11 protein-coding genes and 1 tRNA gene are annotated in these 15,263 nt (G+C 53.3%); 2 read left to right on the forward strand and 10 right to left on the reverse strand.

Annotation, left to right across the window (positions count from 1 at the left end; all coding sequences use genetic code 11):
- Positions 1 to 442: 442 nt before the first annotated feature.
- Genes ACQK2Q_RS01585 through ACQK2Q_RS01595 form a run of 3 tightly spaced genes read right to left on the reverse strand, consistent with a single transcriptional unit; the run spans position 443 to position 5,650 of the window.
- Entirely contained in the window at positions 443 to 3,658 is a 3,216-nt protein-coding gene (locus tag ACQK2Q_RS01585) for an error-prone DNA polymerase (protein WP_425408008.1), read from the reverse strand.
- Positions 3,655 to 5,145 carry a Y-family DNA polymerase gene (locus ACQK2Q_RS01590; protein WP_425408009.1) on the reverse strand — a complete coding sequence of 497 codons (1,491 nt, stop codon included), beginning with the start codon at positions 5,143 to 5,145 and terminating at the stop codon, positions 3,655 to 3,657. The genes ACQK2Q_RS01585 and ACQK2Q_RS01590 overlap by 4 nt, the downstream gene beginning before the upstream one ends.
- Positions 5,063 to 5,650 (reverse strand): ImuA family protein, encoded by a 588-nt coding sequence (locus ACQK2Q_RS01595; protein ID WP_425408010.1) that lies wholly within the window; start codon positions 5,648 to 5,650, stop codon positions 5,063 to 5,065. Before ACQK2Q_RS01595 ends, ACQK2Q_RS01590 begins: the two co-directional genes overlap by 83 nt.
- 79 nt (positions 5,651 to 5,729) lie before the next feature.
- Here ACQK2Q_RS01595 and ACQK2Q_RS01600 point away from each other — a divergent pair, with 79 nt between their 5' ends.
- The gene (locus ACQK2Q_RS01600) at positions 5,730 to 6,410 is read left to right on the forward strand and encodes an SOS response-associated peptidase (protein ID WP_425408011.1); all 681 of its coding nucleotides are present in this window, start codon (positions 5,730 to 5,732) and stop codon (positions 6,408 to 6,410) included.
- Positions 6,411 to 6,426: 16 nt separating this feature from the next.
- Here the strand turns inward: ACQK2Q_RS01600 and ACQK2Q_RS01605 are convergent, their stop codons facing one another.
- The 3 genes from ACQK2Q_RS01605 to ACQK2Q_RS01615 all read right to left on the reverse strand — a co-directional run bounded on the left by ACQK2Q_RS01605 (position 6,427) and on the right by ACQK2Q_RS01615 (position 8,653).
- A complete protein-coding gene (locus tag ACQK2Q_RS01605; protein ID WP_425408012.1) occupies positions 6,427 to 7,035 on the reverse strand; it encodes a hypothetical protein in 609 nt (202 codons plus the stop codon).
- 9 nt (positions 7,036 to 7,044) lie between these two features.
- On the reverse strand, positions 7,045 to 8,250 hold the full coding sequence (locus ACQK2Q_RS01610; RefSeq protein ID WP_425408013.1) for a tyrosine-type recombinase/integrase: 1,206 nt from the start codon (positions 8,248 to 8,250) through the stop codon (positions 7,045 to 7,047).
- A 316-nt stretch (positions 8,251 to 8,566) separates the two neighbouring features.
- A tRNA-Leu gene (locus ACQK2Q_RS01615) sits at positions 8,567 to 8,653 on the reverse strand.
- A gap of 252 nt (positions 8,654 to 8,905) precedes the next feature.
- On the opposite strand from ACQK2Q_RS01615, the gene ACQK2Q_RS01620 reads away from it, so the two are divergent.
- On the forward strand, positions 8,906 to 9,880 hold the full coding sequence (locus ACQK2Q_RS01620; RefSeq protein ID WP_425408014.1) for a complex I NDUFA9 subunit family protein: 975 nt from the start codon (positions 8,906 to 8,908) through the stop codon (positions 9,878 to 9,880).
- Here the strand turns inward: ACQK2Q_RS01620 and galE are convergent.
- The 4 genes from galE to glmS all read right to left on the reverse strand — a co-directional run bounded on the left by galE (position 9,877) and on the right by glmS (position 15,104).
- Positions 9,877 to 10,914 carry a UDP-glucose 4-epimerase GalE gene (gene galE, locus ACQK2Q_RS01625; protein WP_425411103.1) on the reverse strand — a complete coding sequence of 346 codons (1,038 nt, stop codon included), beginning with the start codon at positions 10,912 to 10,914 and terminating at the stop codon, positions 9,877 to 9,879. The two genes, ACQK2Q_RS01620 and galE, sit on opposite strands and share 4 nt — an antisense overlap.
- Positions 10,915 to 10,916: 2 nt before the next feature.
- Positions 10,917 to 11,942, reverse strand: a complete 1,026-nt coding sequence (locus ACQK2Q_RS01630; protein ID WP_425411104.1) for a mannose-1-phosphate guanylyltransferase — start codon at positions 11,940 to 11,942, stop codon at positions 10,917 to 10,919.
- Positions 11,943 to 11,959: 17 nt separating this feature from the next.
- Positions 11,960 to 13,111: an AGE family epimerase/isomerase gene (locus tag ACQK2Q_RS01635; RefSeq protein WP_425408015.1), complete on the reverse strand. Its 1,152-nt coding sequence runs from the start codon at positions 13,109 to 13,111 to the stop codon at positions 11,960 to 11,962.
- A gap of 166 nt (positions 13,112 to 13,277) precedes the next feature.
- A complete protein-coding gene (glmS, locus tag ACQK2Q_RS01640) occupies positions 13,278 to 15,104 on the reverse strand; it encodes a glutamine--fructose-6-phosphate transaminase (isomerizing) (protein WP_425408016.1) in 1,827 nt (608 codons plus the stop codon).
- Between the last annotated feature and the right edge of the window lie 159 nt (positions 15,105 to 15,263).

Here is a 15,263-nt window from a genome sequence, read left to right on the forward strand (position 1 = left end):
CACCATAAAGCTGGTAAGGAATGGACTAATATAATTTTTGATATATGTGCTCATTTATTTGTGAGAATCGTACCAAAATTATAATTCAATGGAAGATTTGCACAAGTGCCGGGAACGCGAAGGGGGCGTGCTCACGCGCTAATGGCGTGGGCGCTACCCACGCGCAGTTTGCGGAACGCAAAATGACCAACCTAATTTAGGGAATTCGACTGAAGAGGTTTTGCCATCGGTGGAGGGCGAGTGTGAAGTTTTTTCCATTTCGTTATTGAATCCAATAAATTTCTTCGCATAGCGATTTTCAATAACCTTATATGCATGCCTTTTTTTCAGAAGGGGACTTCGTGCAGCAACGCTGGATCACATGTGAATTGATTAACGGCTTATGTCTGCTTTGAGTAGTTTTGTGACATTTTGATAAGTGCAGTCATGTTATCTCCGATACTTAATGAAAATCTCGACTCACAAACAACCTCTTTGCCTGCTGGCGCGGGTGCATGGCGGGAGTAGTTGTCGGCTTCTTTTTAAAGCGTGATGTTTGCCTGCTGTCGGGAACTTGTTTCTTGACTTCGTCGGCTGATGACCATGTCATGTCTAAGCGGTCTTCTTGCGCTTCGCTGAGTTCGTCGAACAAATAAGAATAGTCTTCGATCTGCTCTGAAATCACATGGATGACGCGGCCTTCGCGTTGGACCTTGCCGGTGATCTTGAGAAGACGCCCTTGCATCACTTGCGTTCGGTATTTTGCGAACGTCGTATTCCAAACGATGATGTTTGCAGAACCTGTTTCGTCTTCCAGCGTGATGAACACAACACCGCTGGCCGTGGCGGGCCTTTGCCGGGTGATGACGGCGCCCAGAACGGAAACTCGCCCGTTTTGCGGTATGTCTCGCAAGGCTACATTCCGTGTGATGTTTTCTCCGGCATAGTCGCGGACTAACCCGACCGGATGGGCTTTGAGCGATAGTCTCGTGCTGATGAAGTCTTCAAATACGTCCTCAGCATGGGACAATAGCGGCAAGGCTGTTTCTGTTAGAGGCTCGCTTAAGTCTGCGCTGTCAAACAGCGGCATCGGCTCGCCGTCATCGACGGCTTTCGCATGCCAGAGCGCATTGCGGCGGGAGGCGCCTAGAGAGGCGAAAGCGTCAGCCATAGCGAGCTTAACGATTGCGGCCTTGTTGAGCCCGGCGCGTCTTTTGAGCGAGGCGATATCGGCATAGCCATTGCCGCGCGCCGCATTGAGCCATTGTGCGTCTTCTTCTTTGAAGCCTTTTATCATGCGGAAGCCGAGGCGGACGGCGAGGCTGCCGGTTCCGTCAGGCTCCAAAGAGCAATCCCAGGTGCTGGCGTTGATATCGACGGGGCGGACTTCGACGCCGTGGCGGCGGGCGTCGCCGACAAGTTGGGCAGGCGCATAAAAGCCCATGGGCTGCGAATTTAGGATCGCGCAACAATAAACTTCCGGGTGATGATAGCGCAGCCACGCAGAAGCATAGACCAGCAAAGCGAATGATGCAGCGTGACTTTCGGGGAAGCCGTAACCGGAAAAGCCTTCGAGTTGTCGGAAACATCGTTCAGCGAAGTCAGCATCGTAGCCGCGTTCAATACAGCCGGAGATAAACCGTTCCTTGAAGTCAGAGACGCTTCCGACGCGCCTGAAGGCTCCAAGGGCGCGGCGCAAGCCGTCAGCTTCGCTCGGATCAAAACCGGCAGCGACCATGGCGATTTGCATCGCCTGTTCCTGAAAGAGCGGAACGCCCAACGTGCGCTTCAGCACCTCTTCCAGCTCTTTCGATGGATAAACGACTTTCTCTTCGCCGCGACGGCGGCGCAGATAGGGGTGAACCATATCTCCCTGAATCGGGCCGGGACGAATGATCGCCACTTCAATGACAAGATCATAGAAACATTGCGGGCGCATGCGCGGGAGGAAAGACATCTGCGCACGGCTTTCAACTTGGAATAGTCCCGTAGTGTCGCCTTGGCTTAGCTGCTCATAAATGCGCGGGTCTTCCTGCGGCAGCGTTGCAAGCTCGTAGCGAGTTCCTTTCCATTCTCGGATGAGTTCAAAAGCTTTGCGAATGCAGGTGAGCATGCCGAGAGAAAGAACATCGACTTTAAGCATGCCGAGTACGTCGATATCGTCCTTATCCCATTCAATGACGGTGCGGTCTTCCATGGCCGCGTTTTCGACGGGGACAAGTTCATCAAGCCGTCCCTTGGTGATGACGAAGCCGCCGACATGCTGAGATAAGTGACGCGGGAAACCGATAATCTCCTGAATAAGAGAAAGCGTTTGGCGAAGACGGAAGTCTTCAGCATTCAGGCCCGCCGCTTTGACGCGCTCATCTTTCAGCGCGCCTTCGGACCATCCCCAGACTTGGCCGGAAAGGGCTGTAATTGCATCATCGGAAAGGCCCATGGCGGTCCCGACTTCGCGGATCGCGGCCTTTGTTCGGAAGTGAATGACGGTGGCGCATATGCCTGCGCGATGACGGCCATATTTTTGGTAGATATGCTGAATGACTTCTTCGCGCCGCTCGTGTTCGAAGTCGACATCAATATCCGGCGGTTCGTTGCGCGCTTCAGAGACGAACCGTTCAAATACCATCGTGATGATGTCAGGGCCGATTGATGTAATGCCGAGGGCGTAACAGATGACGGAGTTTGCTGCAGAGCCGCGGCCCTGACATAAAATTTTCTGATCGCGAGCAAACTTCACAACGTCATGGACGGTCAGGAAATAGCGCGCATAGTCGAGCTTTTCGATAAGCCCGAGTTCGCGTGCGACCATGGCTTGCACATTAAGCGGCGTTCCATCCGGGTAACGCTCTTGCAATCCTTCTTCCGTCAACTCGCGAAGGCGCTGCAGCGGCGGTTTTCCATCTGCAATCTCTTCCGGGTATTCATATTTGAGTTCGGAAAGAGAAAAGAGACACTCGTTTTTGATAAGAAGCGTATTGGCGACGGCTTCAGGGTACGCCTTGAAGAGCTTGTGCATTTCAAACGGGCTCTTGAGGCGGCGCTCAGCGTTTAGCAGCGCTCGCTTTCCGATATTATCGATGATGCAGCGTTCGCGAATGCAAGTGAGCACGTCCGCCAGCGGTCGCCGCGAAGCTTTGTGCATCATCACATTGCCGGTGGCGATAAGGGGAAGACCGGTCTGTTTCGCGAACGCTGCGTGAGCTTCAAACCGTTCTTCGTCCTCACCGTCATAGGCGGGGCTGAGACCTAAAAAGACATGATCGCCAAATCGCGCTGATAGCTGTTTCAATGTTTCAGGCGAAACATTGAGCGCGATCAGATATGAGTCTTCGCACCATTCAAACACATCTTCAATGTGAAGCGTGCATTCGCCTTTGACAGTTCGGCGCTTGCCGAGCGTTAAAAGCCTGCAAAGAGCGCCATAGGCTTTTCGCGTCTTGGGATAGGCAAGCAGGTCTTGCCCATCTTCAAGAAGAAGGCGAACGCCGACGATATAGCGCATATCGTTATCAATCGCGGCGGCATGAGCGCGAACAATGCCCGCAAAACTGTTGGTATCAGTGACGGCTATCGCTGCAAGGCCGAGTTCAGCGGCGCGCTCTACCATTTCTTCGGGATGCGACGCGCCGGTCAAGAACGTAAAATTCGACGTGACGTTTAGTTCTGCATAGCTCATGGAAAGAGCCCCGCGACTTCCCAGCGATGGGGTTTCTCGCCCGGCTTTGTCGTAAGCCAGAGGCGCGGGCCTTCTTCGCAATCGATCTGCCAGTAGTCTTTAAGCTCATCGCTTTGCGGACCTTTCCACCATTCAGGCCCGATACGCTCAGGCCCTTTAAAGCGAGCGGCGGTGAATGTGCGCCCGCGCCATTCAAAGCGCTTGGGCGGGCGTCCGGGTTCTAAGATGGTTGCGTGCTCGCCTTCGTAGGCCATCAAAGGGCGTGACAGGCTCGCCTTCCATTGACCATCATCCTTGCACTGCACCGCTTCGACAAATCGGAAAGACCGGCGGGGCAGATGGCTTTCTAGCGGGCGCCAGCGCAAGACGCGGTCAAAGCCGAGTTGATTGCCAAGCGTCGCGACTAACTCGTCAAGCTGGTTTTGCTTTTCAGCGTCGGCAAAGCGCTTCTGCTTGGGTTCGAACGGTTCGGCTTTTGTAGCGGAAAGACGCATCACATCAATGCCGCAGCCTGCATCGATTTTGTCGAACTTCAGCACAAACTGCCGAATGATCTGTTTTGCTTCCTGCGTGGGCCTGGCAAGACCGATATCGATATGCATTTGCTGCTTGTCTGCGCGATAGATGCTAAGCCGCGCAGCACGCAGACCGAAAGCATGTTCCGATAATCGCTTGCAGACTTGATCTGTTAGGCGGTTTAAAGCTTCGCTCACATCATCGGTTAGGCCGATAGGATCGGGGAACGACATGCGGGCGGCGAAGATTGGCTGAGCTTTTGCGGGCGTGACCGGATCGGCGGCGCTGCCAAGGAGTTTTTCATAGGCGCGCAATAGTCCTAAGCCGAAACGCTTCATGAGGTCGGCGGACTTCAATGGGTAAAGGTCCCCGATGCGTTTGAGGCCAAGTCGCTTCAGTTCGAAGATGGTTTGGTCGCTTACAAAGAGCGCTTCAATGGGAAACTTCGCGAGGCGCTGTCTCGTTTCCCCGGCGGGAATAATCGTTTCGCCTTTAGCCCCATATCGCGCCGCAGCCATCGCCGCGCCTTTCGTATCCGCAACGCCAATGCGCGCTTCTACTTGTTTGTCTGCAAGCTCTTGAACGATGTAATCGGCCATCGCGCGCTCGCCGCCAAAGAGGTGGGCGCAGCCGGTAATATTCAGCAAGAGATTGTCTTTGCCCTCGCAGGCGCTCCAAGGCGTGAACTTGTTCGCCCATCGCTGCAGCGCTTTCAGGAAAGCTTCATCGCGCAAGGGTTCTTCGGCGACCGTTATGAGTTCCGGCGCCGCCGCTCTTGCCGTTGCGAGTGTCATGCCCGGCGCGAGCCCCAACCGCCGCGCATGTTTGTTCAGGCAGATGAGCCGAACAGCGTTCTTTTCTTCTGCAGTGACTGCGAACAGGCAGTCTTCAACCGGCAATCCGCTCCGGCCAAACCGGTTCACCGGCAGGCGCGGCATCCAGATGCAAAGAATTCGTTTCCCCAGAGACATTTAAAACCCAACTCCCGACAATCCCTTTCTTGTTTTTGTAAAGCGAGGCGTGAATGCGGAATTCCTCATGCGTTTCCGCGTAAGCTGGTTTGCAGTGCCATCGTGTTTCCGCAGCCGTGCTAGCGGCGGGGCGGTTGACGATGACGAGGCCGAGCGATTTTCCAGCGAGCGCCGCCAATTGCAGGCGGCGAAAGTTTGTAAGGCTTGGGCTTCTTTCCGCTGCGACGATGACAGTTGAAGCCGCGCCCGATCTCAATGCGGTTTCGGCTGACCAGAGAATGTCAGCCTCTAACGGTGAGAGCGCATGAAGTATGCGGTTAGGATCGCAGAAACGCGCCGCCGCTTCCGGCTGAAGGGCTGAAAGCCAATGCGGCGGGCCGCACAGAACGATCTCGCCTTCGCTAGCCATAAGGAAGGCGAACGCTGCCGCACTGGGCCCGCTAAGCTCATGGACGCGGGCCGAAGCCAGTTCGGGCAGCCCCGTATATGTTCTTGATTTGTTCACGTTGCGAGAATATCTGCACGGGGAGGCTGGCCCGTCAAGCTGGCCGCGTGATAGCCTTAAAATGCAAGGAGATTCAGCTATGTGCGGGCGCGGGGATCAGAGCCTAACTTGGAGCGACATCTGCGAATTGTCCGGAATTGTCGGCTCTCCGCCTACTACCAACCTTCAGCCGGTCTACAACATTGCCCCTACCACAACCGTCCATATCGTGCGCGAGAAGGACGGCGAGCGGATCATAGAAAAGGCGCGTTGGGGGTTGCTGCCGCGCTCGTGGAAGAAGCCCACAAAGGAATGGACCTATTCCACCTTCAATGCGCGGAGCGACAAGGTGAGAGAAAGCCGGACGTTTCGCGGCCCATGGAACGCCGGACAACGCTGCATCATTCCGATGAACTTTTACGAATGGAAGCGGCCTAAGGAGAAAGGCCAAGGACCGTTTCATATTTTCCCGACAAAAGAAGTCGCGTTTCGCATCGCGGGGCTATGGGAAGAGTGGACTGATCCGGACACCGGCGAAGTGAAAACAACCTGCACGGTCATCACCTGCGAGCCGAACGAAATCATGGCGGAACTTCACGACCGCATGCCGGTTATCCTTGGCGCCGACCAGTTAGACGCATGGTTTAACGCGCCGCCTGAAGAAGCCTATGAAATGTTAAAGCCATGCCCTTCAGATTGGATCACGGCGAACAAAGTTAGCGCTTATGTGAATAGTACGCGCAATCAGGGGCCGGACTGCATAAAACCTGAAGATGAATAGTTTTGAATTAGAGAACTTAATCTCTGTAGTTTTTTCTTCTTACTTTTTTTCTTGCCTGTGAAACATCGTTTGCGGATACTTCTTCGCCTAATAAGATTGATGCTAAGGCCGCTATTTCTTTATTAGGCGCGCGTTTCTCGGGGTTGTTGATTAGATCAAAAATTGTATTGATCGTGAACTTCTTAAGTGCAACAGCGCGTTCCGGCGCATCACTTGAAGATTGTGTCTGCAGTTCCGCGGCGCCTTCTTTCAAGCACGAAGCAAGCGAAATGAAGCCTTCACTTTCCGGATCGGGATTCCCAAAACAAATAGTATTTGTGCCAAAGCAGAGTCCTTTAAGATCAGGATCGTTCTCAACTTCGCCCGCGATGCTAATTAACTTTTCAGAAAGTGACGCGCGCCGCTTTTCTGCGGATACTTTTGATTCTTTCTCGGTTTCCCATTCGCTTGGAATTCTCGAAATATGCCTGAACGCGATGATGATATCTTTCTCATCCATGCCCAGGCGACGTAATTCAGTCACAACTTCGCTTGCGCGCGGATCATCGCGAAAGCGTTTGCTAAAAGACGCTATTTTCTCGTCTTCTATATCCGTTTCGAGAAATTCTAGGCTCTCTTCATTCATTACGAAGGCTCAAGTTTGTCCTGGCGTGGCGTTTCTCAAAGTATCTAGATAATCCGCCCAAGCCTGCATCATTTTAACCCGTTCATCCCAATATTGCGCGGCATGAGTATAGGCCCTGCGAACTTCGTTTGCTTCTTGATGCGCGAGTTGGCGTTCAATTGCGTCTGTGGACCATTTTCCCATTTCATTAAGGCGGGTCGCCGCCATGGCGCGGAAACCGTGAGCGGTCATTTGGCCTTTTGAATATCCCATACGGCGTAGCGCGCCAGTCAAGGTATTCTCCGACATTGGCCGGTGGTGCCTGCTGATGGTCGGAAAAAGATATGGACTCTTGGAGCTAATTGGGCGCACCGAGTCGATGATTGTGAGCGCCTGCTTGGAAAGCGGGATACGGTGGATGCGCCGCATTTTCATTTTCTCTGCGGGTATTTCCCAAACATTTTCCTTGAAATCGAACTCTTTCCATTCCGCGTGTCGAAGTTCGCCTGGCCGGACGAATGTTAAGGCGAGGAGTTGCAAAGCCAAGCGTGTCGTCAGGTGTCCGGAGTAATTATCGATTGTTCGAAGGAGGGCACTGATTTCATCTGGTTTCACAATCGTCGCATAGTGTTCACGCTTGGGTGTGGTAAGAGCGCCTCTTAAGTCTTGCGTCGGGTCACGCTCAGCGCGACCTGTTGCAATAGCTAGCCGGAAAACTTTCCCGCATTTGCTCCGGAGGCGGCGAGCAGTTTCGAAATTGCCCTTGGCTTCCACACTTCGCAACGCAGAAAGCACTTCTTGCGCTGTAATCTCATTGATTAAACTGTCGCCGAAAAATGGATATGCAAAATCAAAAACCCATTTCGTTTTATCAATCGTGACCTTGGCGCGGCCTTCCCGCGCCATTTTCTCAATGAGCTCTTCTGCTACATCGCGAAAAGTTTTTCCGGGTTTTGCGCCGGTTAGCCTTTCAATCTTGCGGGCATGGCTGGGGTCTATGCCATCGGCGATTTGGCGTCGCGCGTTCTCACGTTTAACACGGGCTTCCGCTAACGTAACTTCTGGATAAACGCCAAGCGCGAGCGTCTTGTGCTTATTGCGATAGCGGTAATCAAGACGCCAGTATTTCGCGCCGGTCGGTTTCACGTACAGATACATGCCAGCCCCGTCCGCGACCTTGTAGGGGCGCTCGCGCGGCTTGGCGTTTTTCACTTCCAACTGGGTAAGTTTCGACATCACTTGATCTCCAGTCTCATTCGAGACCTGAGCCATCCGCCGATACTCTTGTTAGCGGGTCTCACACCATGATGCGGCGCCAGTGTGGACGCTTCGGGCAGTGTGTTTCCCGTTTGAGTACCGTGACGGCGCTCGAGTACCGAACGAGGACTCGCTCCAGTTTGCTTTGAGGACTCACTCCGAAATACCCACAAAAGTACCTGCAAATTTGCGGGTATCTAATGGATTTGGATGGACGCCTCTGGACGGAGCGACCCCACAACATACTGAAATTATGATAGTTTTAGACGCGTTTGGATGTCAACGGATCGTCAAATGGTGCCCAGGAGAAGACTCGAACTTCCACGACCGTAAGGCCACTGGCACCTGAAGCCAGCGCGTCTACCAATTCCGCCACCTGGGCAGGTGAAGGACGGCTCGTTTAAGGGATGCGGGCGGGAATTGTCAATTCAGGAATGATTAAGCATCGCCAGCGGTGCGTGGCCGCAACCATCAATTATACTCCTCCATATTTTTGGCCGTATCCGTCGCAAGCGCGGCCAAAATTCGGAATTTGAAGGGTCTCGCGCCGCCCCCCACGATTGCCGGAGCGGGTGAATTGCGATAGGCCCCGTTTGCAGATTTATATATAGCGTGGCATGGCGCACGCGGAGGCATGAACGTGACTGGAAAGCTGGCGGTTATTTTTGGCGGGTCGGGATTTGTCGGACGCAATGTCGTGCGCGAGCTTGCCAAGCGCGGCTGGCGCGTGCGCGTCGCCGTTCGGCGCCCGCATCTGGCGCAATTTTTACGGCCTATGGGCGCGGTTGGGCAAATTCAGCTTAAGCAATGCAATCTACGGCACAGCCCTTCGGTGTCGGACGCTTTGCGCGGCGCCGATGCCGTGGTCAACCTTGTGGGTTTGTTACATCAGGCAGGACCGCAAACCTTTAGCGCCGTACAATATAACGGCGCAGCGACACTCGCCTCGCTCGCGAAAAAAGAAGGCGTAGAAAAATATGTGCATATGTCGGCGATTGGCGCCGACGCGCAGAGCGAAAGTCTTTATGCGCGCACGAAAGGCGAAGCGGAATTGAAAGTGCGCGAGGCTATACCGTCAGCCACTATTTTGCGGCCTTCCATTATTTTTGGACCGGAAGATTCTTTCTTCAATAAATTTGCAAGCGTTGCGGGCATGACGCCGGCGTTGCCGTTGATCGGTGGAGGAAAGACCAGATTTCAGCCTGTTTACGTAGATGATGTTGCTGACGCTATTTGCGAAGTCTTGACGCGTCCTGAAGCTGCTGGCAGGGTTTACGAAATAGGAGGCCCCCGGATTTATAGTTTCCGTGAGTTGATGGAGCTCATGCTGCGCGAGACCGGGCAAAAACGGTTACTATTGCCTGTGCCGTTTTTTATCGCATCACTGATTGGTTTTTTTGGTCAGGTCGTTGGCCGTTTGCCGTTTATAGAACCGGTTTTAACTGCTGATCAGGTGAAATTATTAAAGCGGGACAATATTGTAAACACAAACGAACACACGGGCGTGCTGGGCGATCTCGATATTGATCCGCATACAGTCGAAGCCGTGCTGCCGTCTTATATGGTGCGATACCGCAAATATGGGCAGTTCGCGGAACAAACGGCCTAAGTTTCGTATCCATCCGGATTTTGGCTTTGCCAGCGCCAGTGATCAGCGCACATATCTTCCAGTGATTTTTGTGCGCGCCAGTCCAGTAGATTTTCCGCTAATTCTGCATTTGCAAAAATTTCTGCGACGTCTCCGTCGCGCCGCGGCGCAAATGCATAGGGGATGTCCCGGTTCGAAGCGCGTTTGAAAGCGGCGACAGCCTCTAAAACGGAATAGCCGGCGCCTGTTCCAAGATTCATATCCAGCGCGCATCCATTTTCCTGTTGATCCAGATAGCGCAGCGCAGCGGCGTGGCCTTTGGCAAGATCGCAGACATGTATGTAATCGCGCACGCCCGTTCCGTCTTTGGTCGGATAATCATTACCGAAAATGTTGAGCATTTCCCGTTTGCCGACGGCGACCTGCGCAATATAGGGAAAAAGGTTGTTCGGGACGCCATTTGGATTCTCGCCGATCCGGCCTGATGGGTGAGCGCCGACAGGATTAAAATACCGCAGATTGATAATACGCCAGTGCGGGTCTGCCTCAGCGATATCCTTGAGCATGCACTCTATAAAGTATTTTGTGCGCCCATACGGATTGGTCGGGGAGGCGGCGCCCGTTTCAGCAACGGGGTTTTCATTTTCTTCTCCGTACACGGTCGCGGATGAAGAAAAGACCAGCATTTTTGCGCCAGCAGCTTCCAACGCTTCGGCCATCGTCAGGGCGGATCCCATATTAATGCGGTAATATCGTGCAGGTTCTGCGACGGATTCACCGACAGCCTTCAGGCCGGCTAGATGTATGCCGCCGGTGGGCTGAAATCGTTTCACAGTATCTACGATATTTTTTCTCTGCGACGGGTCGGCGAGGTCGGCTTGCAGTAAATCAACTTTGGCCCCGGCCAGTTCTTTTATACGGTTAATCGCTTCCGGATGAGAATTGGCGAAATTATCTATGATCAACAAAGATGCGCCGCCGGAAAGCAACTCTACGCAAACATGGCTGCCGATATATCCGGCGCCGCCGGCGACGATAATCCGCTGTTTTATCATACTCACAATAAATCTTCCCGTCCGCGTTTTTTCAATTCCTCTACCAGAGTGCGAACATCCTGTGCGCTGTCGCGATGTGCGACCAGAACGGCGTCGCCTGTGGCCACAATAATAAGATTTTCCACTCCGACGGCGCCGACCATCGGTCCGTCTGAACGAATACTGATATTCGTCGCATTCGATAAAAAGTGATCGTCCAGATTATCGCTTTTGACTTCGCTCCAGCTGCCGATATCGCTCCAGCCGGCTTTCACAGATGGTACAACGGCGGCCCTGTCAGTTTTCTCCATGATTGCATAGTCTATGGAAATGCTTTGACAGCGCCCAAACGCTGCTTCGTCCAGAAGACTTGCAGCACCGCCTGGCGCTGCGTTCATTAGAGCTTCTTTCGCTGCAACGGCTACGCCTGTAGCGTAACGTTCGAATTCATCAAGCATGATCTGTGGTTTGAACAAAAACAGTCCTGCATTCCAGAAAAACCCTCCCTGATCCAGATAGGCTTGCGCCATCGCCGCGTCTGGCTTTTCCCGGAAAGCGGCGACACGGCAAATTTTATCGCTGATCGCATCGCCCGATTGAATATAGCCATAACCGGTGTGAGGGCGGTCCGGCTCTATGCCAAAGGTAACGATGTATTCATGCGCAGCGCCGGCGCCCTGCAGAAGCGCTTGCTGAAAGGCTGCTGTATCGGCAACATGATGATCCGCAGGAGAAAGAAAGACGGCCGCCTCGGGGTTATTGCGTTTTGTCCACTCTGCAGCGATGGCGGCGACGGCGGCCGTATTGCGCGGGCAGGGTTCCAGAATAATTGCGGCCGGCGAAACACCGATTTCAATTAATTGGGCGGCTATGATTTCCTCGTGCATTTTACCGCCAATAATGAGAGGCGGCGAAAAATGGTCTCCATTATCTGCAAGTCTCAGAACGGTTTCCTGAAACAGGCTACGATCTGTAACAAGATTTAAAAACTGCTTTGGGCGCGCTTGACGAGACATCGGCCACAGACGCGTTCCTGATCCGCCGGACATAATAACAGGCTGAATTTTCACGATGCCCTCTCAGCCCTTAGGGCATTTTCTGTTTCGTCCAACGCTTCGAACAAATGATAAAGTATGCTTGAAGGAACGTCTTTTGAGACTGGCGCGCCGTTTTTATCAAACTCGTCAATCCACAATCCGGCAACGTCTGTTGCTAAATATGTCTTAAATATATCATCGATGAGCGCCGCCGCTCTCGTGAAAGCGTGTTCATCGCTTCCGGCGCCCTGAATGCAACACGCTTTCAAATACTCCGTTTGCGGCCAAAGTCTTTTGGAGGATCGGTAATGCGGATCTTCAATGTAGGCTTGATTATTTATGAAACTGTAGAAGTCGGGATCTTCGCCAAACTGGGCGGCTTTCATAAAGAGAGTTTCGCGCGCCACCGCATAATCGGCGCCTGAAATCGCTTCCCACTTTGATAGAAGCCAGACCCACTCTAGCATATGACCCGGCTCAATCACGCCGCGGCGATCGTCACGGCTGAAATCTTCTTTAAAAAATTCGATGATTACGCCTGAAACCGAATCGTAAAATCTGCTAAAGCCTTCACCGATTATTTTATCGGCCAGGCGGTAGAAGTCTTTGTCGTCTGTTGCTTTGTAAAGCGCCATAAAAGCTTCGAACAAATGCATGTGCGGATTTTGCCGCCTGGGTAATTGGTTTTGATCATTTTCCAGCCATCCGCCGTAAGGCGAAGCGAGCTCAGTTTGCATGAAATTGATCGTGTTTTTAGCAAGCTCTAGCGCACGCTCATCCTTTGCAGCTTTCCATCGCGACGCACAAGTCAGCAATAAAAAAGCCTGATCGTAAAGATCACGCTTGTCGTCGATAATCTCTCCATTGTCTCCGATTAGATGTACGCACCCCCGCGCGCCGAAATCCGGACACGCTTTCTGGAGGAAATGTTCAAACCCTTCCGCCGCCAGGTTTTCGGCCTCGCCATGCCAGCCCCGAAGGCCGACTTGCGAAAAGGTATGAATTTGCCGCGCCTGCGCGCGCACTCTTCGCGGCCTGTTGTCCAATGGCTCGCCGCGTAAATTCAGGGCTTCGAAAAATCCGCCGCGGATATGATCGTAACTGTTCTTTACCCAAAGCGGGAGCGCGCTTTCCTCAAACCAGCGCCGGAACCTTGTCTGTGATGATTGAAAACCGCTCATATCGCGCAGCGCTCTGATTTCTTCCCGCGCGAAACATTAATCAGCGTCGCCACATACAAAGCTTCACCCAGCATGCGTTTCAGGCGCGATGCAATTGGCTGCGCAAATTTGCTTTGTGAAATCATCATATGCGCAAGACTGTTGTTGGCCTTCCCCGGTAGAGTAGCTATTCGACAGTAACTGATTTCGCCAGATTGCGCGGCTGATCGACATCGGTGCCCTTTGTCGCCGCCGTGAAATAGGCAAGAAGTTGTATTGGGACAGCATAGACGATCGGCGCCAGCAGTGGATGTGTTTTTGGCGTTTCTATTGTCGCCCATACGCCACGCCCGGCTTTTTCGATCCCTTCCTTGCAGGAAATGAGAAGTGCTTTGCCGTCACGCGCCATGACTTCCTGCATATTGGATATTGTTTTTTCAAAATGTACGTCATGGGGCGCAATAACGGCTATGGGCAGGTTTTCATCTATCAGCGCGATCGGTCCATGTTTCAATTCGCCGGCGGCATAGCCTTCTGCGTGAATATATGAAATCTCTTTGAGCTTCAGCGCGCCTTCCAGCGCAATCGGGAAAGAAACGCCGCGGCCGATATAGAAAATACCGGGCGCCTTGGCGATATCACGGGCAATTTCTTCGATCTGGTCGCTCTGCTTAAGCGCTTCGGATACAAGCCTTGGTATTTCCAGGAGGCTATCGACCAGGAGGTGTTCCTCCGCTTCCGTTATAGTATTGCGCGCACGGCCTGCGGCAATGGCGATGCATGCCAGCGCCGCCAGTTGACAGGTAAACGCTTTAGTCGAGGCGACGCCGATTTCAGGACCCGCCGCCATTGGAAAAATGATATCCGCCTCCCTCGCAATCGAGGACTCCGCCACATTGACGACAGTTGCAATCTGTTGTCCGTGCGCACGCGCCTCGCGCAAAGCAGCCAGCGTATCCGCTGTCTCTCCAGACTGGGAAATGAAGAGCGCCCCGCCTTTATCAGTCCACGGAACATCACGGTAACGCAATTCGGATGCGATATCAATTTCTATTTGCAATCGCGCCCAGCGTTCAAACCAGTATTTCGCGACAAGTCCCGCAAAATAAGCTGTTCCGCAAGCGGAAATGGTCAACCGGTCGAGCGCAGCGAAGTCGAAGGCGCCGTCTGGCAAACGCACGGATTTGGTCGAGGGGTCTATATATCGCGAAATCGTATGAGCGATGACTTCCGGCTGTTCGTGGATTTCCTTCGCCATGAAATGGCGGTGCCCTTCCTTGTCAACGATGCCTTGCGACGCACTGGAAAGTATTTCAGCGCGCTCGACATCGGCGCCGGCCTCATTCCGGATGCTGATGGAGTTGCGGGTCAGTACCGCCCAGTCGCCTTCTTCAAGATAGGTAATACGGTTTGTAAAGGGCGCAAGCGCATATGCGTCCGACCCAATATACATTTCGTTCTCGCCGCGCCCAATGGCGAGCGGACTTCCTTTTCGTCCGCAAACCAGCAAGTCGTCGTCTCCTGAAAATAACGCGGCAAATGCAAAAGCGCCGCGCATCCGATCGATAGCTTTTTTAAAGGCTACAACCGGCGTGCAGTTTTCGGTTGCGAGATAATATGTGATCAGTTGCGGGCACACCTCGGCGTCGGTCTCGGATTCAAAGATAACGCCCTTGTTTTCCAACTCGCGCCGCAGTTCCGCATAATTTTCGATAATGCCGTTATGCACGACGGCAACCCGGTCTGTAGCATGGGGATGCGCGTTCGTTTCATTAGGCGCCCCATGGGTCGCCCAGCGCGTATGGCCGATGCCGGCGCGGCCAGGCAGCGGTTCGGCTTCCAGCGCAGCGCTCAGATTTTCGAGTTTGCCGGGGGCCCGCCGGCGATCCAGACGCCCTTGATGCAGCGTTGCGACGCCGGCCGAATCATATCCGCGATATTCAAGCCGCTTCAGCCCCGACAGGATCTGCGGTGCGGCGTCTTCTGAGCCAAGAATACCGATAATCCCACACATAAACCATTAACCTCTTTACTGCCGCCACTCACGCTTTTTAACGCTTGGCTGTAGCTGTACTAAAGCAAAAACGCGGCCGAAAAAGGCCTGAATTTGCGACTTTGCCGTCTTTCTGATCTTTTAGGGCTGTGGACTGGAGGCGGTTGGTCGTAGATATTT

This window comes from Hyphococcus sp., assembly GCF_965228385.1.
Lineage (GTDB): Bacteria > Pseudomonadota > Alphaproteobacteria > Caulobacterales > Parvularculaceae > Hyphococcus.

Excerpts from the sequence above, each read along its gene's own strand:
- ACQK2Q_RS01585 (WP_425408008.1), bottom strand. The coding sequence starts at position 3,658 with ATGAGCTATGCAGAACTAAACGTCACGTCGAATTTTACGTTCTTGACC.
- ACQK2Q_RS01590 (WP_425408009.1), bottom strand. The coding sequence starts at position 5,145 with ATGTCTCTGGGGAAACGAATTCTTTGCATCTGGATGCCGCGCCTGCCG.
- ACQK2Q_RS01600 (WP_425408011.1), top strand. The coding sequence starts at position 5,730 with ATGTGCGGGCGCGGGGATCAGAGCCTAACTTGGAGCGACATCTGCGAA.
- ACQK2Q_RS01605 (WP_425408012.1), bottom strand. The coding sequence starts at position 7,035 with ATGAATGAAGAGAGCCTAGAATTTCTCGAAACGGATATAGAAGACGAG.
- ACQK2Q_RS01610 (WP_425408013.1), bottom strand. The coding sequence starts at position 8,250 with ATGTCGAAACTTACCCAGTTGGAAGTGAAAAACGCCAAGCCGCGCGAG.
- ACQK2Q_RS01620 (WP_425408014.1), top strand. The coding sequence starts at position 8,906 with ATGAACGTGACTGGAAAGCTGGCGGTTATTTTTGGCGGGTCGGGATTT.
- galE (WP_425411103.1), bottom strand. The coding sequence starts at position 10,914 with ATGATAAAACAGCGGATTATCGTCGCCGGCGGCGCCGGATATATCGGC.
- ACQK2Q_RS01630 (WP_425411104.1), bottom strand. The coding sequence starts at position 11,942 with ATGTCCGGCGGATCAGGAACGCGTCTGTGGCCGATGTCTCGTCAAGCG.
- ACQK2Q_RS01635 (WP_425408015.1), bottom strand. The coding sequence starts at position 13,111 with ATGAGCGGTTTTCAATCATCACAGACAAGGTTCCGGCGCTGGTTTGAG.
- glmS (WP_425408016.1), bottom strand. The coding sequence starts at position 15,104 with ATGTGTGGGATTATCGGTATTCTTGGCTCAGAAGACGCCGCACCGCAG.